The 23,382-nt window shown below is 55.6% G+C and carries 20 protein-coding genes and 1 other RNA gene; 15 read left to right on the top strand and 6 right to left on the bottom strand.

Annotated elements, in window-relative coordinates; translation table 11 throughout:
• Window positions 1-8: 8 nt before the first annotated feature.
• Together HV340_RS18645 and HV340_RS18640 are read left to right on the top strand one after the other, a co-directional pair.
• On the top strand, window positions 9-1,478 hold the full coding sequence (locus tag HV340_RS18645) for an aldehyde dehydrogenase (RefSeq protein ID WP_181216168.1): 1,470 nt from the start codon (window positions 9-11) through the stop codon (window positions 1,476-1,478).
• 13 nt (window positions 1,479-1,491) lie between these two features.
• Entirely contained in the window at window positions 1,492-3,132 is a 1,641-nt protein-coding gene (locus tag HV340_RS18640; RefSeq protein ID WP_040018857.1) for a thiamine pyrophosphate-binding protein, read from the top strand.
• Between the two features lie 59 nt (window positions 3,133-3,191).
• On the opposite strand, the gene HV340_RS18635 is transcribed toward HV340_RS18640, so the two are convergent.
• Both HV340_RS18635 and HV340_RS18630 read right to left on the bottom strand, forming a co-directional pair.
• Window positions 3,192-4,460, bottom strand: coding sequence for an OprD family outer membrane porin (locus HV340_RS18635; protein ID WP_148576682.1), 1,269 nt, complete (start codon window positions 4,458-4,460; stop codon window positions 3,192-3,194).
• A 220-nt stretch (window positions 4,461-4,680) separates the two neighbouring features.
• Window positions 4,681-5,439, bottom strand: a complete 759-nt coding sequence (locus HV340_RS18630; RefSeq protein ID WP_020883714.1) for a M48 family metallopeptidase — start codon at window positions 5,437-5,439, stop codon at window positions 4,681-4,683.
• A 272-nt stretch (window positions 5,440-5,711) separates the two neighbouring features.
• Between HV340_RS18630 and tkt the strand changes: the two genes are divergently transcribed.
• The 7 genes from tkt (at window position 5,712) to HV340_RS18595 (ending at window position 14,144) form a co-directional block, all read left to right on the top strand.
• Window positions 5,712-7,703: a transketolase gene (tkt, locus tag HV340_RS18625; RefSeq protein WP_020883715.1), complete on the top strand. Its 1,992-nt coding sequence runs from the start codon at window positions 5,712-5,714 to the stop codon at window positions 7,701-7,703.
• 382 nt (window positions 7,704-8,085) lie between these two features.
• Window positions 8,086-9,105 carry an erythrose-4-phosphate dehydrogenase gene (gene epd / locus HV340_RS18620; protein WP_014171537.1) on the top strand — a complete coding sequence of 340 codons (1,020 nt, stop codon included), beginning with the start codon at window positions 8,086-8,088 and terminating at the stop codon, window positions 9,103-9,105.
• A gap of 49 nt (window positions 9,106-9,154) precedes the next feature.
• On the top strand, window positions 9,155-10,318 hold the full coding sequence (gene pgk / locus HV340_RS18615) for a phosphoglycerate kinase (protein ID WP_063925574.1): 1,164 nt from the start codon (window positions 9,155-9,157) through the stop codon (window positions 10,316-10,318).
• 91 nt (window positions 10,319-10,409) lie between these two features.
• Window positions 10,410-11,489, top strand: a complete 1,080-nt coding sequence (gene fbaA, locus HV340_RS18610) for a class II fructose-bisphosphate aldolase (RefSeq protein WP_014171535.1) — start codon at window positions 10,410-10,412, stop codon at window positions 11,487-11,489.
• A gap of 186 nt (window positions 11,490-11,675) precedes the next feature.
• On the top strand, window positions 11,676-12,530 hold the full coding sequence (gene mscS, locus HV340_RS18605; RefSeq protein WP_014171534.1) for a small-conductance mechanosensitive channel MscS: 855 nt from the start codon (window positions 11,676-11,678) through the stop codon (window positions 12,528-12,530).
• A gap of 146 nt (window positions 12,531-12,676) precedes the next feature.
• On the top strand, window positions 12,677-13,312 hold the full coding sequence (argO, locus tag HV340_RS18600; protein WP_014171533.1) for an arginine exporter ArgO: 636 nt from the start codon (window positions 12,677-12,679) through the stop codon (window positions 13,310-13,312).
• Window positions 13,313-13,403: 91 nt separating this feature from the next.
• The gene (locus tag HV340_RS18595) at window positions 13,404-14,144 is read left to right on the top strand and encodes an oxidative stress defense protein (RefSeq protein WP_025203272.1); all 741 of its coding nucleotides are present in this window, start codon (window positions 13,404-13,406) and stop codon (window positions 14,142-14,144) included.
• 47 nt (window positions 14,145-14,191) lie between these two features.
• Here HV340_RS18595 and argP read toward each other — a convergent pair whose 3' ends face one another.
• Window positions 14,192-15,085, bottom strand: coding sequence for a DNA-binding transcriptional regulator ArgP (argP, locus tag HV340_RS18590; RefSeq protein ID WP_008499727.1), 894 nt, complete (start codon window positions 15,083-15,085; stop codon window positions 14,192-14,194).
• A 127-nt stretch (window positions 15,086-15,212) separates the two neighbouring features.
• On the opposite strand from argP, the gene rpiA reads away from it, so the two are divergent.
• A complete protein-coding gene (rpiA, locus tag HV340_RS18585; protein WP_014171530.1) occupies window positions 15,213-15,872 on the top strand; it encodes a ribose-5-phosphate isomerase RpiA in 660 nt (219 codons plus the stop codon).
• Between the two features lie 272 nt (window positions 15,873-16,144).
• Window positions 16,145-17,377, top strand: a complete 1,233-nt coding sequence (gene serA / locus HV340_RS18580) for a phosphoglycerate dehydrogenase (protein WP_014171529.1) — start codon at window positions 16,145-16,147, stop codon at window positions 17,375-17,377.
• A 45-nt stretch (window positions 17,378-17,422) separates the two neighbouring features.
• Here serA and HV340_RS18575 read toward each other — a convergent pair whose 3' ends face one another.
• From HV340_RS18575 to zapA, 3 genes are all read right to left on the bottom strand, one after another.
• Window positions 17,423-18,019: a 5-formyltetrahydrofolate cyclo-ligase gene (locus HV340_RS18575; RefSeq protein WP_032670177.1), complete on the bottom strand. Its 597-nt coding sequence runs from the start codon at window positions 18,017-18,019 to the stop codon at window positions 17,423-17,425.
• A 25-nt stretch (window positions 18,020-18,044) separates the two neighbouring features.
• A non-coding RNA gene (ssrS, locus tag HV340_RS18570) (6S RNA) lies at window positions 18,045-18,228 on the bottom strand.
• A gap of 41 nt (window positions 18,229-18,269) precedes the next feature.
• A complete protein-coding gene (gene zapA, locus HV340_RS18565; protein ID WP_006811891.1) occupies window positions 18,270-18,599 on the bottom strand; it encodes a cell division protein ZapA in 330 nt (109 codons plus the stop codon).
• Window positions 18,600-18,767: 168 nt separating this feature from the next.
• Between zapA and HV340_RS18560 the strand changes: the two genes are divergently transcribed.
• The 4 genes from HV340_RS18560 to ubiI are packed head-to-tail and all read left to right on the top strand — an operon-like array spanning window position 18,768 to window position 23,081.
• On the top strand, window positions 18,768-19,346 hold the full coding sequence (locus HV340_RS18560) for a YecA family protein (RefSeq protein ID WP_025203274.1): 579 nt from the start codon (window positions 18,768-18,770) through the stop codon (window positions 19,344-19,346).
• A gap of 31 nt (window positions 19,347-19,377) precedes the next feature.
• Window positions 19,378-20,691, top strand: a complete 1,314-nt coding sequence (pepP, locus tag HV340_RS18555) for a Xaa-Pro aminopeptidase (protein ID WP_025203275.1) — start codon at window positions 19,378-19,380, stop codon at window positions 20,689-20,691.
• Window positions 20,688-21,866: a 2-octaprenyl-6-methoxyphenyl hydroxylase gene (ubiH, locus tag HV340_RS18550; protein WP_032678928.1), complete on the top strand. Its 1,179-nt coding sequence runs from the start codon at window positions 20,688-20,690 to the stop codon at window positions 21,864-21,866. The genes pepP and ubiH overlap by 4 nt, the downstream gene beginning before the upstream one ends.
• Window positions 21,867-21,878: 12 nt before the next feature.
• Complete coding sequence (ubiI, locus tag HV340_RS18545) at window positions 21,879-23,081, top strand: FAD-dependent 2-octaprenylphenol hydroxylase (RefSeq protein WP_181216167.1); 1,203 nt, start codon at window positions 21,879-21,881, stop codon at window positions 23,079-23,081.
• The last annotated feature ends 301 nt before the right edge of the window (window positions 23,082-23,382 follow it).

Below are 23,382 nucleotides of genomic sequence, written 5' to 3'. Positions count from 1 at the left end.
GAGCGACGATGGACGATCTTAACATTTTCATTGGCGGCAACTGGCGGCGTGGCGGCGGTAACCTGATGCAGAGCCATTTCCCGGCAGACGGTGCGGTGAACGCCACGCTCCACGCGGCAAGCCTGGAGGATCTGCAGGAGGCTATCGACGCCGGAGAGCGCGCGTGGCGCGATCCTGCCTGGCGTAACAGCCTGCCGCATGCGCGTGCGAAGATCCTGCATAAGGTGGCGGATCTGATCGAATCCCGCGTCGATGAACTGGCCCGCATGCAGAGTCGCGACAACGGTAAACCGCTGGCGGAAGCGCGGGGGCTGGTGATGAGCGCGGCAGGCACGGCGCGTTATTTTGCCGCCGCCTGCGAGCTGCTGGAAGGTGAACTGCCGACCCCACGCCAGCCTGATATGCTTACCCTCAGCCGATATGAACCGCTCGGCGTGGTGGCGGCTATCACGCCCTGGAATTCCCCCATTGCCAGCGAAATGCAGAAAGTGGCGCCGGCCATTGCTGCCGGTAACGCGGTGGTTCTCAAACCAGCCGAAGCCACCCCGCTGATGGCGCTGGAGCTGGCGCGTATTTTTGAGCAGGCAGGCTTACCCGCCGGGCTGCTGAGCGTGCTGCCGGGTAAAGGCTCGGTGATTGGCGATGCGCTGGCGCGTCACCCGAAAGTGCGAAAAATCTCCTTTACCGGTGGCACCACCACAGGCCGTCATCTGGCGCACGTGGCGGCGGAAAAATTGATCCCGGCCTCGCTGGAACTGGGCGGTAAATCCCCGACCATTGTGCTGGAAGATGCCGACGTTGAGCTGGCTGCGCGCGGGATCTGCTACGGCATTTTCAGCTCGGCGGGTCAGGCCTGTATTGCCGGTTCGCGACTTTTTATCCATGAGCGCCTTTACGCCCCACTGATGGCGAGGCTGCTCGAATTAACGCGCGGCCTGCGGGTCGGGCATCCCTTTACCGACGGCACCCATGTGGGACCGCTGATTAACGACGCGCACCGCCAGAGCGTGCAGGCTTACGTTGAACTGGCAAAGCGTGAAGGGGGCCGCGTGCTGTGTGGCGGGGAGAGTCCTGCCGATCCACTGCTGGCAAACGGCAGTTACTTCCAGCCCACCATCATTGAAGGCCTGACCAACAGCGCGCGCGCCTGTCAGGAGGAGATCTTCGGCCCGGTGCTGGTGGCGATGCCCTTTAGCGATGAAGCCGCGTTGATCCGTGAGGCGAATGACTCCGTTTATGGCCTTGCCGCCGGGATCTGGACGCGGGATACCGGGCGCGCCCTGCGCCTGAGAAAGCAGCTTGAAGCGGGCACGGTGTGGATAAACACCTACAAAGTGTTTGCGATTTCGACCCCGTTCGGGGGCTTTAAAGAGAGCGGTCTGGGCCGCGAAAAGGGCATTCAGGGGCTGAAAGCCTGGATGCAACAAAAGAGCATTTATCTGGCGACGGGTAACAGCGTCAACCACTGGTGCGACTGAGAAAGGGTGAGTAATGAGCGAAATGATAACCGTCGGCGACGCCATCGCCAGAACGCTGGAGCAGTATCAGGTTGAGGCCATCTACGGCGTCATCTCCATCCACAATTTACCCATCGCCGATGCGGTAGGGCAGCGCGGGAATATTCGCTTTGTGCCCGCACGTGGCGAAGCGGGGTCGGTCACCATGGCCGATGCCCACGGCCGTTTTTCCGGGCTCGGTGTGGCGCTGACCAGTACCGGCGCCGGGGCGGGTAACGCCGTCGGCGCGCTGGTGGAAGCCATGAATGCCTGCACGCCGCTGCTGCACATCACCGGTCAGGTGGAAAAAGCCTGGCTGGATGCCGACACCGGCTTTATCCACGAAACCCGCGACCAGCTGACCTTCCTGAAGGCCAGCTCAAAACGGGCATACCGCATCAGCAACGCAAACCAGGCGATCGCGATCCTTCACAAGGCCATTCAGGAGGCGCAAACTCCGCCGTGCGGGCCGGTTTCCGTGGAGATCCCGATTGATATTCAGGGGGCGAAAATCCCCGTGTCGCTGATCACCGCTCCGGTGAAACCGACGTCGGTTTCCGCAGTTGATACGACAGTGGTCGACACGCTGTGGGCGCAGCTTAAACAGGCCAGACAGCCGCTGCTGTGGCTGGGGGGCGGAGCACTTGGTAGCGCTGATGCGGTAAAAAAACTGGCGGATGCAGGAGTGACGGTTATCTCCAGCACCCACGCGCGCGGCGTGCTGCCGGACAGCCATCGCGCCAGCCTGCGGGCGTTTCATAACTCGCCGTCAGTTGAGGCGTTGATCGCCCAGTGCGACTTTACGCTGGTCGCTGGCTCACGCCTGCGCAGCAACGAAACCCGCTCGTGGACGCTTGAATTACCGCATCCCCGCGTCCAGATTGATATCGACCCCGCGGCGGCGAGCCGCAACTATCTGATGGACACAACCCTTGTGGCCGACTGCGCGGCGCTGTTAACCGCGCTGGCGGCTAAAGCGCAGGGGCGTGAATGGGGCGATGCGCAGTGGGATACGCAGGTGCAGCAGGCGCTGGCGAAAGCCGTTGCGGGACTGCGTGAGCAGTGCGGTGCTTATGCGAAGCTCAACGACGCCATCGAGAACGCGCTGCCGCAAGATGGCCTGCTGGTTCGTGATATCACCGTTTCCGGAAGCCTGTGGGGCAGCCGTTTGTTCCGCGCCAACGGACCGCTGATGAACATTCACTCGCTGGCAGGCGCCATCGGCATGGGGCTACCGATGGCGATTGGCACGGCGATTGCCAACCCGCAACGCAAAGTGGTGGGGCTGGTGGGTGATGGTGGCGTAAGCCTGAATCTGGGCGAGATGGCAACGCTGGCGCAGGAGAAGGCCAACGTGACGCTGCTGGTGATGAACGACGGCGGTTACGGCGTCATGCGCGGCATTCAGGACAAGTATTTCGGCGGGCGTCAGTATTATAACGAGCTGCATACCCCGGACTTTACGCAGCTGGCGCATGCGATGGGGTTACAGGCGTGGAGCGTCGAACGGGCGGAGGATTTTGACGCGGTGATGACCGAAGCGCTTGCCATGCCAGGACCGTCGGTAGTGGAAGTGCGGATGGGACAGATTGGCGCGCTTAAGTTTGCCGGGCCGCCGCAGAAGACGTTGTACTAAACGTGTTTACCCTCACTCGCGCCCTCTCCCTTAGGGAAAAGGGCGGGTGAGGGGCTTAATCAGAACACGTTAAATGGGTATTCCACGTACGCGCGGATCTCATCCCCGCCCACGTTATAGTCGCTGGCGTTGCTGGACACGCGCAGGACGGAGTAACGGAGTTTCAGTTTCAGATCTTTAGCCGGGCCGTCCTGCACCTGATACTGGATCTGGTTAAACCACTCATGCTCTTTACCGTTGCTGGTTTCAGAGGTCTTGATGTTGTCGCCACGCACGTAAGCTGTGGTCCAGCTCAGGCCCGGTAAACCTAGACCGCCGAAGTCCAGTGCGTAAGAAGCCTGCCATGAGCGCTCATCTTCGCCGTTGAAATCAGACCAGTAAGAGTTCGCCAGCCAGATGGTATTGCCGCCGTCACCTACGCCACCCTGATCGCGATAGCTGCCATAGTGATAGCCGGTGCTGCCGCTGCTCTGCTGATACGCCACCTTGAAGGTATGAATATCCCAGATGTAGCTTGCCGCCAGGCTCCAGATGCTATTGCTGCGTCCGGTATCAAGGCTGTCTGCGTAGCGCTGATCCAGGCGTGAGTTATAGCCGTTGAAATCGAGCACCAGCTGTTGCCCGGTGCTGAACGGCTGTTTGAAGTTCATTCCCAGGTACTGCTTGTTCATCACCTCTTCCACATGAGAGGCATACAGCGCACCGCTGAACTGGTCGTTGAACTGGTAGCTCGCACCGCCGAAGGAGAGGCTCTTCAGGCCGCTGTCGTGGCGGTCGTCACTTTTGCGCTGCTCATCGGTGAAGTAACCGGCGTTCACTTCCAGACCCGCGATCTCTTTTGAGGTCAGCATGGTGCCGGTAAAGCTTTCAAACAGCAGACGGGAATTGTCGGCATTAACAATCGGTAATTCCGGACGCTGGTTACCGTAGCTCAGCACGGTATTGGAAATACGCATTTTTGCTGTGGCGCCAAATTTCGCCAGATCGGATTTAGCCCGGCCATCGTCTTCCTGTTTAAAGAAGTCAATGCCGCCCGCGCCGCTCTTTCCACGACCGCCGTCCAGACGCACGCCATACTGGGCAATGCCGTCCACACCAAAGCCAACCAGCCCTTCGGTATAGCCGGATTCAAACGTGGCAACGATACCCTGACCCCATTCGGCTTTGTCCTGCTGGCCCTGATGATAATCACGGCTGATATACGCATTGCGTAAAAACAGGTTTAAATGGCTGTCATCAACAAACCCTTTGCTGTCGGATTGCTGGCTTGCAACGGCGGGTAATGCGGCGAATAAACTTAACGCAATTAATGATAATTCTTTTTTCACGGAGGGAACGTCTCTGTCTTAATATTGTAAATTGAATTACTGCGAGCTCGATAATTACCCGAATGGTAAATGATTGCAATAATTATGTGACGAGACGTTTCAGGGCAATAAGCCAGTGTTTGCGCGGCTTAGAAAGGTACTCAAGTGCTATTACCGATATGTGCGGTTAAATTAACAATTCATGCGAAATAAAAAGGAGGCAAATATGCCTCCTTCTGAATTATTTAATTCCGTCTGCGGCCATACGGTCGCGAATATGCTGTGCGCGCTCTTCTGACGCCGGGTGGTCATCAAACATGGAGCTCTGGCGACCGGCTTCCAGTTTGGCCAGTTTTTCGAAGCTGGTGGCTAAACCTGATGGATTAATGCCGCGTTTGCGCAACAGATCGTAGGAGTAGTCATCCGCTTCGGATTCCTGACGCTGCGAGAACTGAGAGTTAACCAGTTTTTCACCCACATCGCCAAGCTGCGACTGTGACAGGCTGCCGACGATACCGCCCGTAGACGCCGCCGCGGCGCGGATGGCGTTAGTGCCTAACGCAACCTGCATGCCTTTCTTCACGTGGCCAAGTGCAACGTGGCCCATTTCATGGCCGATAACCGCTTCAACTTCGTTGTCGGTCATCATATCCATCAGCCCGCTGTAAACGCGGATGCAGCCGTTCGCCATCGCGAAGGCGTTTACATCTTTGGCCATGTACACCTTATAGTTCACCGGCTGGCCGTTAATGTTATCACCCAGCGCGGAGGCTATCTTATTCAGACGCTGCGTGTAGGTACTATTGGCCGGGGCAAGCGTGGCTTTTCCGTCCATATCTTTACAGGCCTGGTCGCTCAGCGCTTTAACCTGTGCGTCGCTCAGGGAGTAGGCCTGAAAGGCTTCTGCGCCTGAGGACATCAGGCCGTTAGAATCCATATTCTGACAGCCGCTCAGCAGGAGCGTTGTACCCAGGGCCAGCACTATTGCACGCATTTTCATGATGTCGCTTCCGTACTCGTTAATCTGAATAAAATCTGAAAAGTGCACCGGCGACGAAGCCGGGGTCGGGCTAAGTATAAGGAATATCTACGGGGCCGGGCGAGCAGATTGCGCAACATGCGAGCATGATCCAGAGATTTCTTAAGCTGCAAAAGAATGCTCCATGTACATGACATGCCGCTTGGGTTACATTGTTGGCACTTTTTTCCGGCGTAGCCCAAAACGCGCTGTCGTCAAGGGCATGGCCTTTAACAGTCCGATCTGGAGTTAAAATGTCCTCACGTAAAGAGCTTGCTAATGCTATTCGTGCGCTGAGCATGGACGCAGTACAGAAAGCCAAATCCGGCCACCCGGGCGCCCCTATGGGGATGGCTGATATCGCCGAAGTCCTGTGGCGCGATTTCCTGAACCATAACCCGCAGAACCCTTCCTGGGCTGACCGCGACCGTTTCGTGCTGTCTAATGGCCACGGCTCAATGCTGATCTATAGCCTGCTGCACCTCACTGGCTACGATCTGCCAATTGAAGAGCTGAAAAACTTCCGCCAGCTGCACTCCAAAACGCCAGGTCACCCGGAAGTGGGTTACACCGCAGGTGTAGAAACCACCACCGGCCCGCTGGGTCAGGGTATTGCTAACGCGGTGGGTATGGCGATTGCCGAGAAAACCCTGGCCGCGCAGTTCAACCGTCCAGGCCATGACATTGTTGACCACTTCACCTACGCATTCATGGGCGACGGCTGCATGATGGAAGGCATTTCTCACGAAGTGTGCTCCCTGGCAGGTACCCTGAAGCTGGGCAAACTGGTTGCGTTCTATGACGACAACGGCATCTCCATCGACGGTCACGTTGAAGGCTGGTTCACTGACGACACCGCGAAGCGTTTCGAAGCTTACGGCTGGCACGTTGTGCGTGGCGTTGACGGTCACGATGCTGACTCGATTAAACGTGCAGTAGAAGAAGCGCGCGCTGTGACGGACAAGCCGTCACTGCTGATGTGCAAAACCATCATTGGTTTCGGTTCCCCGAACAAAGCGGGTACCCACGATTCCCACGGTGCGCCACTGGGCGACGCGGAAATCGCTCTGACGCGCGAAGCGCTGGGCTGGAAATATCCTGCTTTCGAAATCCCATCTGAAATTTACGCGCAGTGGGATGCTAAAGAAGTGGGTCAGGCGAAAGAATCCGCATGGAACGAGAAGTTCGCTGCCTATGCGAAAGCCTTCCCACAGGAAGCGGCTGAATTTACCCGTCGTATGAAGGGTGACATGCCGTCTGACTTCGACGCCAAAGCGAACGAGTTCATTGCTAAACTGCAGGCGAACCCATCCAAAATCGCCAGCCGTAAAGCCTCTCAGAATGCGATTGAAGCGTTCGGTCCGCTGCTGCCAGAATTCCTGGGCGGCTCCGCTGACCTGGCGCCATCTAACCTGACAATCTGGTCTGGTTCTAAAGCAATCAACGAAGACACTGCCGGTAACTACATCCACTACGGTGTGCGTGAATTCGGTATGACTGCGATTGCGAACGGTATCTCCCTGCACGGTGGTTTCCTGCCGTACACCTCTACCTTCCTGATGTTTGTCGAGTACGCGCGTAACGCCGTGCGTATGGCTGCGCTGATGAAACAGCGTCAGGTGATGGTCTACACCCACGACTCCATCGGTCTGGGCGAAGATGGTCCAACTCACCAGCCGGTAGAGCAGGTGGCTTCCCTGCGCGTGACGCCAAACATGAGCACATGGCGTCCATGTGACCAGGTTGAGTCCGCCGTGGCGTGGAAATACGGTGTTGAGCGTCAGGACGGCCCAACCGCACTGATCCTCTCCCGTCAGAACCTGGCACAGCAGGAGCGTACTCCAGAGCAGCTGGCGAACATCGCCCGTGGTGGTTACGTGCTGAAAGATTGCGCGGGTCAGCCAGAGCTGATCTTCATCGCGACCGGTTCTGAAGTTGAGCTGGCTGTTGCCGCATGGGAAAAACTGTCTGCCGAAGGCGTTAAAGCGCGCGTGGTTTCCATGCCGTCTACCGATGCGTTCGACAAGCAGGATGCCGCCTACCGCGAATCCGTACTGCCTAAAGCCGTTACCGCGCGCGTGGCAGTAGAAGCAGGTATCGCTGACTACTGGTTCAAATATGTGGGCCTGAACGGCGCCATCGTCGGCATGACCACCTTTGGTGAATCTGCTCCGGCAGAGCTGCTGTTCGAAGAGTTCGGCTTCACCGTTGAAAACGTTGTCGCGAAAGCAAAAGAACTGCTGTAATCGTTTGTAGGGTAGGGGCGCGAGCCCCTGTCCGTGCTCTCACTGAGAAGAGGGCACAAACACCCTAAACGGTAACCTTTGGGTTACCGTTTTGTTTCTTTCACGCTATCCGCTTTATATGTCCACTATTCCTCAAACATGTAACGTTTCTGTGAATTATTCCATCCAAAATGTGACGCAAGTCATATAGCGCGCTTATTGCTCTGGACAGACATTCCTTTTATTCCCTGATTCGCTTATTCTAGCTGAAGCGTTTCAGTCGATTAAATGTTCGACAATTGACCAATCAATCGCAGTTTGTGACAGCAAGGATTCCCCTTCGGGCGTAGCTGGATTACTCTTTCAGCCACCTCAAACTCAGGGATAGCTTTGCAGGAGATCTATGACCGTACGCGTAGCGATTAATGGCTTCGGTCGCATCGGGCGTAACGTGGTTCGTGCTTTATATGAATCCGGGCGTCGGGCGGAAATAACCGTGGTGGCTATCAACGAACTGGCGGATGCTGCGGGCATGGCGCATTTGTTGAAATATGACACCAGCCACGGACGCTTTGCCTGGGATGTTCGCCAGGAAAGAGATCAGCTGTTTGTCGGCGACGATGCCATCCGCGTGCTGCATGAGAGCAGTATTGCCGGGCTACCGTGGCGTGAACTGGGTGTGGATATCGTACTTGACTGTACTGGCGTATACGGTAACCGCGAGCATGGCGAAGCGCATCTGACAGCAGGTGCGAAAAAAGTCCTGTTTTCCCATCCTGGCAGCAACGACCTCGACGCGACCGTCGTATTTGGCGTGAATCAGCATGAGCTGCAAGCCGAACACCGCATTGTTTCCAACGCCTCCTGCACCACCAACTGCATTATTCCGGTCATCAAACTGTTAGACGATGCGTATGGCATTGAATCCGGCACCGTAACCACGATTCATTCAGCGATGCACGATCAGCAGGTGATTGACGCCTATCATCCGGACTTACGACGCACGCGAGCCGCGAGCCAGTCAATCATTCCGGTGGACACAAAACTGGCGGCAGGTATCACCCGTTTTTTCCCGCAGTTTAACGATCGTTTTGAAGCAATTGCCGTACGTGTACCGACGATTAACGTCACCGCAATTGACCTGAGCGTGACGGTGAAAAAACCGGTAAAAGCCTGTGAAGTCAACCTGTTGCTGCAAAAAGCGGCACAGGGGGCATTTCATGGTATAGTTGACTATACGGAATTACCGTTGGTCTCAGTAGATTTTAACCACGACCCGCACAGCGCCATTGTCGATGGCACTCAAACGCGCGTCAGTGGCGCACACCTTATCAAGACGCTGGTCTGGTGTGATAACGAATGGGGCTTTGCTAACCGAATGCTCGACACCACGTTAGCAATGGCCGCTCAAGGTTTCAGGTAAGACGCATCGTGCGTCTGCAAAACTTTAAGAATCAACGAGAGGATTCACCATGTCTGTAATTAAGATGACCGATCTGGATCTGGCTGGTAAACGCGTTTTCATCCGTGCTGATCTGAACGTACCGGTTAAAGATGGCAAAGTGACCAGCGACGCGCGTATCCGTGCATCTCTGCCAACCATCGAACTGGCTCTGAAGCAGGGCGCTAAAGTGATGGTGACCTCCCACCTGGGTCGTCCAACTGAAGGCGAGTACAATGAAGAGTTCTCTCTGCTGCCAGTTGTTAATTACCTGAAAGACAAACTGTCCAACCCGGTTCGCCTGGTAAAAGATTACCTGGACGGCGTAGACATCGCTGCCGGTGAACTGGTTGTTCTGGAAAACGTTCGCTTCAACAAAGGCGAAAAGAAAGACGACGAAGCGCTGTCCAAAAAATACGCTGCACTGTGTGACGTATTCGTGATGGATGCCTTCGGTACTGCTCACCGTGCGCAGGCTTCAACCCACGGTATCGGTAAATTCGCAGACGTCGCGTGTGCCGGTCCTCTGCTGGCTGCTGAGCTGGACGCACTGGGTAAAGCGCTGAAAGAACCTGCTCGTCCAATGGTTGCAATCGTTGGTGGTTCTAAAGTTTCTACCAAACTGACAGTACTGGATTCCCTGTCTAAAATCGCTGACCAGCTGATCGTTGGCGGTGGTATCGCGAACACCTTCGTGGCGGCACAAGGCCATAACGTCGGTAAATCCCTGTACGAAGCGGATCTGGTTGACGAAGCAAAACGTCTGCTGACCACCTGCGATATCCCGGTTCCAACGGATGTTCGCGTCGCGACTGAGTTCTCTGAAACAGCGGCTGCGACCCTGAAATCTGTTAACGACATCAAAGATGATGAGCAGATTCTGGACCTGGGCGACGTTTCTGCACAGAAACTGGCTGAAATCCTGAAAAACGCAAAAACTATCCTGTGGAATGGTCCTGTTGGCGTGTTCGAATTCCCGAACTTCCGCAAAGGTACTGAAATCGTTGCTAACGCTATCGCAGACAGCGAAGCGTTCTCTATCGCAGGCGGCGGTGATACGCTGGCAGCAATCGACATGTTCGGTATTTCTGACAAGATCTCCTACATCTCCACTGGTGGCGGCGCATTCCTCGAGTTCGTGGAAGGCAAAGTACTGCCAGCAGTAGCAATGCTCGAAGAGCGCGCTAAGAAGTAAGCCATTCAAGGGCAGGGAAACCTGCCCAATTTTCAGCGCGCTTTAAGAGCTCGCACCTTTTCTAACGGCCGAAGATACAGGACTAAGCAACATGTCTAAAATTTTTGATTTCGTAAAACCTGGCGTGATCACTGGTGATGACGTTCAGAAAGTGTTCCAGGTAGCTAAAGAAAACAACTTCGCTCTGCCAGCAGTTAACTGCGTTGGTACCGACTCCATTAACGCCGTACTGGAAGCTGCTGCAAAAGTTAAAGCACCGGTTATCGTTCAGTTCTCTAACGGTGGCGCAGCATTCATCGCTGGTAAAGGCGTGAAAACTGACGTTCCTCAGGGCGCGGCAATCCTGGGCGCAATCTCTGGTGCGCACCATGTACACCAGATGGCTGAACACTACGGTGTTCCGGTTATCCTGCACACTGACCACTGCGCGAAGAAACTGCTGCCGTGGATCGACGGTCTGCTGGACGCGGGTGAAAAACACTTCGCAGCGACCGGTAAGCCACTGTTCTCTTCTCACATGATCGACCTGTCTGAAGAGTCCCTGCACGAAAACATCGAAATCTGCTCTAAGTACCTGGCGCGCATGGCCAAAATGGACATGACCCTGGAAATCGAACTGGGTTGCACCGGTGGTGAAGAAGACGGCGTGGACAACAGCCACATGGACGCTTCTGCACTGTACACCCAGCCAGAAGACGTTGATTACGCTTACACCGAGCTGAGCAAAATCAGCCCACGCTTCACCATCGCAGCGTCCTTCGGTAACGTACACGGCGTTTACAAACCAGGTAACGTGGTTCTGACCCCAACTATCCTGCGTGATTCTCAGGAATACGTTTCTAAGAAACACAACCTGCCGCACAACAGCCTGAACTTCGTCTTCCATGGCGGTTCTGGTTCTTCTGCTCAGGAAATCAAAGACTCCGTAAGCTACGGCGTAGTGAAAATGAACATCGATACCGACACCCAGTGGGCAACATGGGACGGTATCCTGCAGTACTACAAAACGAACGAAGCTTACCTGCAGGGCCAGCTGGGTAACCCGAAAGGCGAAGACCAGCCGAACAAGAAATACTACGATCCACGTGTATGGCTGCGTGCTGCGCAGACTTCCATGGTGGCGCGTCTGGAGCAGGCTTTCAAAGAACTGAACGCGGTTGACGTTCTGTAATTTAAGCTCCTCATAGCATCAGAAGGCCCGCGAATGCGGGCCTTTTTTTATGTTTTTTCAATGGTCTGCCCGGCCCGTTTATGTGATCTGTTTGGCAAAACCGGTCCTTTTTGTTTACCCTTTACTGACCTGCCTGTCTCCATGGGGGATGGATTTTGTGTTTTGGGATAACAAAAGGAAGACTAAATGGAACAACTCGATGTTGTAGACAGCATCAATAATGCCGGTAACTGGCTGGTGCGCAACCAGGCGCTGCTGCTGAGCTATGCCGTTAACATCGTCGCGGCGATTGCCATCATCATCGTCGGGATGATCGTGGCGCGTATCGTATCAAACGCCGTAAACCGCGTGATGCTGGCGCGTCACATTGACGCCACTGTGGCTGACTTCCTCTCTGCACTGGTGCGCTACGGTATTATTGCCTTTACGCTGATTGCTGCACTGGGGCGTGTTGGCGTACAGACTGCCTCGGTGATTGCTGTTCTCGGTGCCGCCGGTCTGGCCATTGGTCTGGCGCTGCAGGGGTCGCTCTCGAACCTGGCTGCGGGTGTGTTGCTGGTAACCTTCCGTCCGTTCCGCTCTGGCGAGTACGTTGACCTGGGCGGTATTGCCGGCACCGTACTGCAGGTGCAGATTTTCTCAACCACCCTGCGAACTGTTGATGGCCGTATCGTGGTGGTACCGAACGGGAAAATCATCGCGGGCAACATCATTAACTTTTCCCGCGAGCCGGTGCGTCGTAACGAGCTGATTATCAGCGTGGCGTATGATTCTGATATCGATCAGGTGAAATCGCTGATCGCCAATATCATTGCCTCCGACGATCGTATTTTGAAAGATAAAGAGCAGACCGTTCGCCTGAACGAGTTGGGGGCATCCTCCATCAACTTTGTCGTGCGCATCTGGAGCAAAAGCAGCGATCTGCAAAACGTTTACTGGGATGTTCTGGAACGTATCAAACGTGATTTTGATGCCAACGGGATCAGCTTCCCGTATCCACAGATGGACGTGAACCTTAAACGCGAGAAAGAAGCCGAGTAATCCTCTTCCTCAGCAGGCCCGGTGAGCGGCAACGCCACCGGGCCTTTTTATTAGCAATACTAATCACCAATTAATATTATCAATTTCCTCTAATAAGATTCTCGCAGTATAGTCAGCTCCCAGGACAACTTGCTGAGAATTTATTCATGTTATCTTATTATTTTCAAGGTCTTGCATTAGGTGCGGCCATGATCCTTCCCCTTGGCCCGCAGAACGCGTTCGTGATGAACCAGGGCATTCGCCGTCAGTATCATCTCATGATTGCCCTGCTGTGCGCGGTGAGCGATTTGCTGCTGATCTGCGCCGGAATCTTTGGCGGCAGTGCGCTGCTGATGCAGTCTCCCTGGCTTCTGGCGCTGGTGACCTGGGGTGGGGTAGCGTTCCTGCTGTGGTATGGGTTTGGCGCGCTGAAAACGGCAATGAGCAGCAATCTCGAACTGGCGAGCGCCGAGGTCATGAAGCAGGGCCGCTGGAAGATTATCGTCACCATGCTGGCGGTCACCTGGCTCAACCCGCACGTTTATCTGGATACCTTTGTGGTGCTGGGCAGCCTGGGTGGGCAGCTCGACGTTGAGCCAAAACGCTGGTTTGCCCTGGGTACCGTCAGCGCCTCATTCCTGTGGTTCTTCGGTCTCGCGATTCTGGCGGCATGGCTGGCCCCGCGTCTGCGTACCGCTAAAGCCCAGCGGATCATCAACACGCTGGTGGGCGTGGTGATGTGGTTTATCGCCTTTCAGCTGGCAAAAGAGGGGATTCATCATGTTCAGGAATTGCTCAACTAAGCGTTGTCTTATGGACAACTGAGCGAGAGCCGCTAAGCTTGCTGGCATGCGCCCTGTTGTTGGGCACTCTTCGCAACATGGAGGAATGACAGTGAAGTTTAAAGTGATGGCCCTGGCGGCATTAGTGAGTTTAGGTGCGGTGTCGGTGCAGGCAAGTGAATTGCCTGATGGCCCGCACATCGTCACTTCAGGCACCGCAAGCGTGGATGCGGTACCCGATGTTGCAACGCTGGCAATTGAAGTGAACGTGGCCGCGAAAGATGCCGCTTCTGCCAAGAAGCAGGCTGACGATCGTGTTGCGCAATATCTCTCTTTCCTGGAGCAGAACGGTGTCGCTAAAAAAGACATCAGCTCTGCCAACCTGCGTACCCAGCCTGATTACGACTACCAGAACGGTAAAAGCATCCTGAAAGGCTACCGTGCCGTGCGCACCGTTGAAGTGACCGTGCGTCAGCTCGATAAACTGAACTCGCTGCTGGATGGCGCGCTGAAAGCGGGTCTGAACGAAATTCGTTCCGTCTCACTGGGCGTTGCGCAACCGGAAAAATACAAAGACCAGGCGCGTAAAGCCGCCATTGATGATGCAATCCATCAGGCGCAACAGCTGGCGTCCGGGTTCAACAGTAAGCTCGGTCCGGTATACAGCGTGCGTTACCACGTCTCAAATTATCAGCCAAGCCCGATGGTGCGGATGATGAAGGCCGACGCGGCACCGGTGTCTGCTCAGGAAACTTATGAGCAGCCGACGATTCAGTTCGACGATCAGGTTGATGTGGTATTCCAGCTGCAGCCGACCCAAAGTCAGCAGACTGAGCCGGCAAAAGCGCAGTAATCTGTCTTCACAATTCCCCTCTCCCGTCAGGAGAGGGGAATTGTTCCTTAATCCTGTCTCAACACCTTATGCCCATACGCCAGCAGCGCGTCGGTGACGTTGCGCATCATGCGGCTTTCTGGCGCAAAACGGTGCCAGTAGAGCATCCGGCGCTGATACAGCCCCGGCGTTAAGTCAATCAGCTCACCGCTTTTCAACTCTTTCTCTATCTGCAGGTGCGGGATCATACAGCAGGTCGTGCCCTGACGTGCGAGCTGCACAAACGCTTCAGACGAGTTCACGATATGACATGGCACGCTGCCCGGCGGCAGATCGAAGTTTTGCTGCAGGAAGGCCTGATGCATATCGTCCAGATGGTCGAACGCTACCGCAGGGGCTTTCAGCAGCGCGGCGCGGGTGACGCCGTTCGGGAAGTAGCGCTCGGCAAACGCTTTTGAGCCGACAAACAGATAGTCCAGTGCGCCCAGCTGATCGACAAGACAGCTCGGCAGCGCCTGAGGCTGGATACTGACCGCCCCAACCACTTCACCGCGACGCAGGCGCTCCTGCGTACGGGTTTCATCTTCAACCTGCAGATTCAGGCGAATCGGGGAGTCCGCTAACACCGGCGCAAGGGCCGGCAACAGCCAGGTTGCCAGACTGTCGGCGTTCACCGCCAGCGAGAGCAGCAGCGGCGTTGAGCCGGTCTGTTCGTCACCCAGCCACTCATCTTCGAGCAGTTCAACCTGGCGCAGCAGGGCGAGGAGCTTTTGCCCTTGCTCCGTTGGACGCGGTGGAACAGTACGTACCAGCAGAGGCTGCCCGAACATGTTTTCCAGCTGCTTGATGCGTTGTGATACGGCGGACTGAGTGATACAAAGCTTTTGCGCTGCGCGCTCAAAACCGCGTTCACGAATAACTGCATCAAGTGCCTGTAGTGTTCTGTAGTCCGGACGTTTCATTGCTCTGGCTGACTCCTTAATTTTGCTTAATCTGCACTATGACACAATTTTCCCTTCGTGGCAGACGAAATCCATCCGACGTGTTCTATAATGCGGCCTACGTTTTCACACCACAGGCTAAACGATCATGACGCAGGATGAACTGAAAAAAGCAGTAGGATGGGCCGCTCTCCAGTATGTGCAACCGGGTACCATTGTCGGTGTTGGTACGGGCTCGACGGCGGCACACTTTATCGATGCGCTGGGCACGATGAAAGGGCAGATCGAGGGTGCAGTTTCCAGCTCCGACGCTTCCACGGAAAAGCTGAAAAGCCTTGGCATCACCGTTTTCGATCTGAATGAAGTTGACCGTCTTGGCATCTACGTTGATGGCGCGGATGAAATCAACGGCCATATGCAGATGATCAAAGGCGGCGGTGCGGCGCTGACGCGTGAAAAAATCATCGCCTCCGTGGCGGATAAATTCATCTGTATCGCCGATGCGTCAAAGCAGGTTGATATCCTGGGTAAATTCCCGCTGCCGGTAGAAGTGATCCCAATGGCGCGTAGCGCTGTGGCGCGTGAACTGGTGAGACTGGGTGGACGCCCGGAATATCGTCAGGGCGTCATCACTGATAACGGCAACGTGATCCTCGACGTTCACGGTCTGGAAATTCTCGACGCCATTGCGCTGGAAAATGCCATTAACGGTATTCCAGGCGTAGTGACTGTAGGGTTATTCGCCAACCGTGGCGCGGATGTCGCGCTGATCGGCACGGCAGATGGCGTGCAAACCATCGTAAAATGATCTGATGGGGGGAGCCCTCCCCCCGCTAAAAAAATTTTGAAAAGCTAAATTCGGTGACTTGTGTCACGCTTTTTACCTCTCGTTTGCCGATCCTGCCGCATTCGCAAATTTCTACAGCATTTTCCTCTGTCATTTTGCTCTGTATGACTTTTCTTCAGAGTGCCGACGCAAACGTTCATATTGCTGCAATAGTTTTTTTTGATATGTTGGCTACGGCGGATTTAAATCCAGCACAACATCAGTTCAGACAAAAACAGGGTCGGGTAAGGTAAATGGCAAAGGTATCACTGGAGAAAGACAAGATTAAATTCCTGCTGGTTGAGGGCGTGCATCAGAAAGCGCTTGATAGCCTTCGTGCAGCAGGTTACACCAACATCGAATTTCACAAAGGCGCGCTGGACACCGAAGAGCTGAAAGCGTCCATCCGTGATGCCCATTTCATTGGCCTGCGATCCCGTACCCAACTGACTGAAGACGTGATTGCCGCGGCGGAAAAGTTGGTTGCCATCGGCTGTTTCTGCATCGGTACCAACCAGGTTGACCTGAATGCCGCCGCAAAACGCGGTGTGCCTGTCTTTAACGCCCCGTTCTCCAACACCCGTTCCGTGGCGGAGTTAGTGATTGGCGAGCTGCTGCTGTTGCTGCGTGGTATTCCGGAAGCTAACGCCAAAGCGCACCGCGGCGTGTGGAACAAACTGGCTGCGGGTTCATACGAAGCCCGTGGTAAAAAACTCGGTATCATCGGCTATGGCCACATCGGTACTCAGCTGGGGATCCTGGCTGAATCCCTGGGGATGCATGTCTATTTTTATGATATCGAAAGCAAACTGCCGCTGGGCAACGCCACTCAGGTTCAACACCTCTCTGACCTGCTGAACATGAGCGACGTGGTCAGCCTGCACGTGCCGGAAAATGCGTCGACGAAGAACATGATGGGTGCTGAGGAACTGGCGCTGATGAAGCCAGGTTCACTGCTGATCAACGCCGCGCGCGGTACGGTTGTCGACATCCCGGCGCTGTGCGATGCGCTGAAGCGTAAGCATCTGGCGGGGGCGGCAATTGACGTCTTCCCAACTGAGCCTGCTACCAACAGCGATCCGTTCACCTCTCCGCTGTGCGAATTCGACAACGTGATCCTGACGCCGCACATCGGCGGCTCGACGCAGGAAGCGCAGGAAAATATCGGTCTGGAAGTCGCGGGCAAGCTGAGCAAATACTCCGACAACGGTTCTACGCTCTCTGCCGTTAACTTCCCGGAAGTGTCTCTGCCGTTGCACGGTGGCCGTCGTCTGCTGCACATCCATGAAAACCGTCCGGGCGTGCTGACTGCGATCAACCAGATCTTTGCCGAGCAGAGCGTCAACATTGCCGCGCAGTATCTGCAAACGAACTCTCAGATGGGTTACGTGGTAATTGATATTGAAGCGGACGAAGATGTAGCGGAAAAAGCGCTGCAGAGCATGAAGGCTATTCCGGGTACCATTCGCGCCCGTCTGCTGTACTGATTCTGTTTCTGTGAGCATAAAGCCGGGTCGCTACCCGGCTTTATTTTACCAGCGCCAGGTTTTGCCCGGCGTCACTACCGCAGGCAGCGGAATATCCCACTTCTCTACCGGCAAGGCTTCCACGCCCTGACAGTCATGTGCGTATCCCACAGGCTGTAAATGATACTGCTGCCAGTTTTGCAGCGTCCTGTCATAAAAACCGCCACCCATCCCTAAGCGCTGACCCTGCTCATCAAATGCAACCAGCGGCGTGATCAGCACATCCAGTTCTGAGAGGGGGAGGACGTCGCGGACGTCGAGTTTTGGTTCGGTGATTTTCAGACGATTCACCACCAGTTCGCTGTGCGGATGGTAGTGTAAAAACAGCAGATTTCCCTGGCTAAACGGATGCAGCACCGGCAGGTACACTCTCTTCCCGGCGCGCCACAGCTGTTCGATCAGCGGTTGAGTATCCAGCTCGCCATCAAACGAGAGGAACAGGGCGACGGTACGCGCCATCACAACAGGGGGATAGGCCATCATACGGGCTGCGCCTTGCTGGGCAAACTGTGCTTGCTGTTCGGGAGTTAACGCACGACGGCGTTGACGCATGAGCTGACGGATGTCCTGGCGTGAGGAAGAGACTTCAGGGAGTTGGGTCATGGTAATCGGTAGAAGAAAAAGAGAGGGAATCTCCGAGATGCCGCCGCAGGCTGTAACCCTTGAACCCTTGGTTCAAGGTGAATGTGTCGTCATAGTTTTAAGGCTTCTCGGACGAACCGAGCATGCTCACCAACCATGGAGCGCCACATTCTTGTGGTATGAAATATCGGCTCAGGGGACTGGCCCGCTTGCGAACATCTCAGAGAAATTTTGTCTTCACAGTTACTCTACCATAGTCAACTGAGAAGTGTTATTCAAACTTTGGTCCCGGTCTTTCGGGATTGCGACCTTGATCAAGCAATGCCTGTTCTATGGTCTGCTGGAGCATTTTAATGCGCTGCTCCATGCTTGCCGCGTAATCGCGGGTCTTCGCTTTTTCCTGAGTCAGTTCATAACTGATGTTCAACGCGGCGATGAAAACCAGCTGCTCAGTATTTGTGACTCTAGTGCGTTCTTTGAGATCTTGCAACCGCTGATTCAAATCGTCCGCAGCCTGATTCAAGGCATCCCTTTGTTCAGGCGGACAATTCACTCGCAGTGAACGGCCAAAAATCTGGAGATCGACGGGTTGTGCAGACATGCCACCTTCCTGCTGATTGACTGCGCTGCCTTCGCTTACTGCCCCGGGGGGTGCGAAGGGGCGACACTATAGCTACCCTGATGTGAAGATACAAGCCCTTTTCTGGTATCACCAGGGTCCAAAGTGGTAGCATATCATGAATATTCCTCCCAACGATGACGAATGCGCATGTCTATACAGAACGAAATGCCTGGTTACAAGGATTTAAACCAGTTACTGAACCAGCAGGGAGTCGGTTTAACCTCTGCGGAAATGCACGGTCTGATCAGTGGCATGCTGTGCGGCGGAAACAGCGACAGCTCATGGCAGCCGCTGATCCACGACCTGACGAACGAAGGGCTGGCGTTTGGTCACGAGCTGGCGGAAGCCGTGCGTAAAATGCACTCCGCGATCAGCGATTCGCTGGAAGACGATGGCTTCCTTTTTCAGCTTTATCTGCCTGAAGGCGATGACGTCAGCGTCTTCGATCGTGCCGATGCGCTCGCAGGTTGGGTCAACCACTACCTGTTGGGGCTGGGCGTCACGCAGCCGAAACTCGATAAAGTGACCGGCGAAGCGGGTGAGGCTATCGACGATCTGCGTAACATTGCGCAGTTGGGCTACGATGAAGACGAAGACCAGGAAGAGCTGGAAATGTCTCTCGAAGAGATCATCGAATACGTTCGCGTTGCTGCTTTGCTGTGCCACGACCACTTTACGCGTTCGCAGCCGACCGCGCCGGAAGTCCGCAAGCCAACCTTACATTAAGAAAAATAACGCACAGGAGGGTGTCATGGTTATCTCAAATCAAGAGTATTCGCGCCGTCGTCAGGCGCTGCTGGCCAATATGCAGCCGGGCAGCGCCGCGCTGATTTTTGCTGCGCCAGAAGTGACGCGCAGCGCCGACAGCGAATACCCCTATCGCCAGAGCAGCGATTTCTGGTACTTCACCGGCTTCAACGAGCCGGAAGCGGTACTGGTGCTGATTAAGAGTAATGACACCCACAACCACAGCGTGATTTTTAACCGCGTACGCGATCTCACTGCCGAAATCTGGTTCGGCCGCCGCTTAGGGCAAGAGGCTGCGCCAGAGAAGCTGGGGGTGGATCGGGCGCTGGCATTCAGTGAGATCAACCAGCAGCTCTATCAACTGCTCAATGGCCTGGATGTGCTTTACCACGCGCAGGGCGAGTATGCGTATGCCGATGAGATTGTCTTTACCGCTCTGGATAAGCTGCGCAAAGGTTCGAGGCAGAATCTGTCCGCGCCGGCCACCCTGACGGACTGGCGTCCGGTGGTGCATGAGATGCGTCTGTTCAAATCGCCGGAAGAGCTGGACGTGATGCGCCGCGCGGGTGAAATCAGCGCGCTGGCGCACACCCGTGCCATGGAGAAATGCCGCCCGGGAATGTTTGAATACCAGCTGGAAGGGGAGATTCATCACGAATTTAACCGCCACGGCGCGCGTTATCCTTCTTACAACACCATTGTCGGCGGCGGTGAAAACGGCTGCATTCTGCACTACACCGAAAACGAAAGTGCGCTGCGCGACGGCGATCTGGTGTTGATTGACGCCGGATGCGAATTCCAGGGGTATGCGGGCGATATTACCCGTACGTTCCCGGTGAACGGTAAATTCACCCCCGCACAGCGCGCGGTGTATGACATCGTCCTCGAATCGCTCGAGACGGCGCTCAGGCTGTACCGTCCAGGCACGTCTATTCAGGAAGTGACTGGCGAAGTGGTGCGCATCATGATCACCGGCCTGGTGAAGCTCGGTATCCTGAAAGGCGACGTGGATACCCTGATTACCGAGAACGCGCATCGTCCGTATTTTATGCACGGCCTGAGCCACTGGCTGGGGCTGGATGTGCATGACGTGGGAGCATACGGTGCCGATCGTTCCCGCGTGCTTGAGCCAGGCATGGTATTAACCGTTGAGCCGGGGCTGTATATCGCGCCGGATGCCGACGTGCCGGAAGCATACCGTGGGATTGGCATTCGTATCGAAGACGACATCGTCATTACCGAAACCGGCAACGAAAACCTGACCGCCAGCGTCGTGAAAAATGCTGACGATATCGAGGCGCTGATGGCAGCGGCACGCGTATGAGCGTGATTATCGTTGGCGGCGGGATGACCGGAGCCACGCTGGCACTGGCCATCTCGCATTTTACGCAGGGAAAACTGCCGGTGCATCTGGTGGAGGCCGTTGCGCCAGAGGCCTCTGATCACCCCGGTTTTGATGCCCGCGCCATTGCACTGGCGCAGGGTACCTGTCAGCAACTCTCACGCATTGGCATCTGGCAGGCGATAGCCGACTGTGCGACGGCGATTAACACCGTTCACGTCAGCGATCGCGGTCATGCCGGTTTCGTTACCCTGGATGCGCATGATTACCGTATAGATGCGCTGGGCCGGGTTGTGGAGCTGCACGACGTCGGGTTACGCCTGTTCCGCCTGCTTAAGGATGCGCCAGGCGTGACTCTGCATTGCCCGGCGCGTGTGGCCAGTTTTAGCCGCAGTGACGCGTCGGTCAACGTGGTGCTGGATAACGGTACCGTCCTTGAAGGCCAGCTTCTGGTAGCGGCAAACGGTTCGCGCTCTTCGCTCGGCACGCAGTGCGGTGTGGAGTGGCGACAACAGCCCTACGGGCAGGTGGCCGTCATTGCTAACGTTTCGACAGCGGGCGCTCACAACGGCCGCGCTTTTGAGCGTTTCACCCAGCATGGCCCGCTGGCGATGCTGCCTATGTCCCACGATCGCAGTTCGTTGGTGTGGTGCCATCCGCAGGACAACGCGGCTGAGATACAGACCTGGTCTGACGAACGTTTTTGTACCGAGCTGCAAAAAGCCTTTGGCTGGCGGCTGGGACGTATTACCCACGCGGGAAAGCGGAGCGTATACCCGTTGTCGCTGACCACCGCCTCGCAGTCTATCTCCCATCGCATGGCGCTGGTCGGCAATGCCGCGCAGACATTGCATCCCATCGCCGGGCAGGGGTTTAACCTCGGGCTTCGCGACGTGATGAGCCTGGCAGAAACGCTTTCGCAGGCGTGGAGCGAGCAAAAAGACTGTGGTGCCTGGTCGGTGCTCAGCCATTACCAGAAGCGACGCCGGGCAGATAAAGAGGCGACGATTGGTGTGACGGATGGTCTGGTGCACCTGTTTGCCAATCGCTGGGCACCCCTGGTTGCAGGCCGCAATCTTGGGCTGATGGCGATGGAATTATTCATTCCGGCACGTGACGTGCTGGCGCAGCGGACTCTTGGTTGGGTCGCGCGTTAAGGAGTTATCACCGTGCAAAATGTTGATGTCGCCATCGTTGGCGGCGGAATGGTAGGACTGGCGCTGGCCTGTGGTTTACAGGGCAGCGGCCTGCGCGTTGCGGTACTGGAGCAAAACGTGCCTCAGCCTGTCGCGCAGAACGCGCCGCCGGAACTGCGCGTCTCGGCAATCAATGCGGCCAGTGAAAAGTTGCTGACGCACCTTGGCGTCTGGTCAGAGATCGTGGCGCAGCGTGCCAGCTGTTATCACGGCATGGAAGTGTGGGACAAAGACAGCTTTGGTCATATCGCGTTTGATGATGAAAGCATGGGCTACAGCCATCTGGGACACATCATCGAAAATGCCGTTATTCACCATGCTCTGTGGCAAAAAGCGCAGTCCTGCAGCGATGTCACGCTGCTGGCACCGGCGCAAATCCAGCAGGTTGCCTGGGGAGAAAACGACGCCTTTATCACCCTGCAAAGTGGTGACATGCTGACCGCGCGACTGGTTGTGGGCGCTGACGGTGCCAACTCCTGGCTGCGTAACAAGGCGGATATTCCGCTGACGTTCTGGGACTATCGACATCATGCTCTGGTGGCAACGATTCGCACTGAAGAGCCGCACGGTGGGGTGGCGCGCCAAATCTTCCACAATGACGGCATTCTGGCATTCCTGCCGTTGAGCGATCCACATCTGTGTTCGATTGTCTGGTCTCTGGTTCCTGATAAAGCGCAACAGATGCAGGAGGCGACTCCCGAGGCATTCAACCAGGCGCTGTGCGTCGCGTTTGATAACCGTCTTGGGCTATGCACCCTTGAGAGCGAGCGGCTGGTGTTCCCGTTAACCGGACGCTATGCGCGTCAGTTTGCGGCGCACCGTCTGGCGCTGGTGGGTGACGCGGCGCATACGATCCATCCGCTGGCCGGGCAGGGCGTGAACCTTGGCTTTATGGACGCGGCAGAGCTGGTAGAAGAGTTGCGTCGCCTGCATCGCGAAGGCAAAGATATCGGCCAGCATCTCTATCTGCGTCGCTACGAACGCAGCCGTAAGCACAGTGCAGCGGTGATGCTGGCAGGCATGCAGGGTTTCCGTGAGCTGTTTGCCGGCGCGAATCCAGCGAAAAAACTGCTGCGCGACCTCGGCCTTAAACTTGCCGATACCCTTCCGGGCGTAAAACCTCAACTCCTTCGCCAGGCGATGGGTCTTAACGACCTGCCGGACTGGCTGCGCTAATATAGACCCCCGTCACACTTTGTTTTCCCGGCCTCTGCGCCGGGGAAATTCACTCGTTTGAAATAATCTAATTTCACCGCATTTTTCGCATTAGAAAATCTAATCTTACTATTTTTATGTTACGGAAATTCCGCCCGTTTTTCCGCATGAAATATCACCATCTGCTAAATCCTGTTAGAGCAATGTTAATTTTATGCGGGTTTAATCGCAGTTTTCCAGTGAATAACTCTGTAAGCTTTTTCGTGTTTTTAGGTCATAAGCTAATGTGATGACCCGTTTTACCTTATGGTTAATCGCCGGT

This window comes from Enterobacter sp. RHBSTW-00975, from assembly GCF_013615235.1.
GTDB lineage: Bacteria > Pseudomonadota > Gammaproteobacteria > Enterobacterales > Enterobacteriaceae > Enterobacter > Enterobacter ludwigii.
Note: the sequence above shows the minus strand (reverse complement) of the source record. Positions and strands in the feature narration are given on the sequence as shown.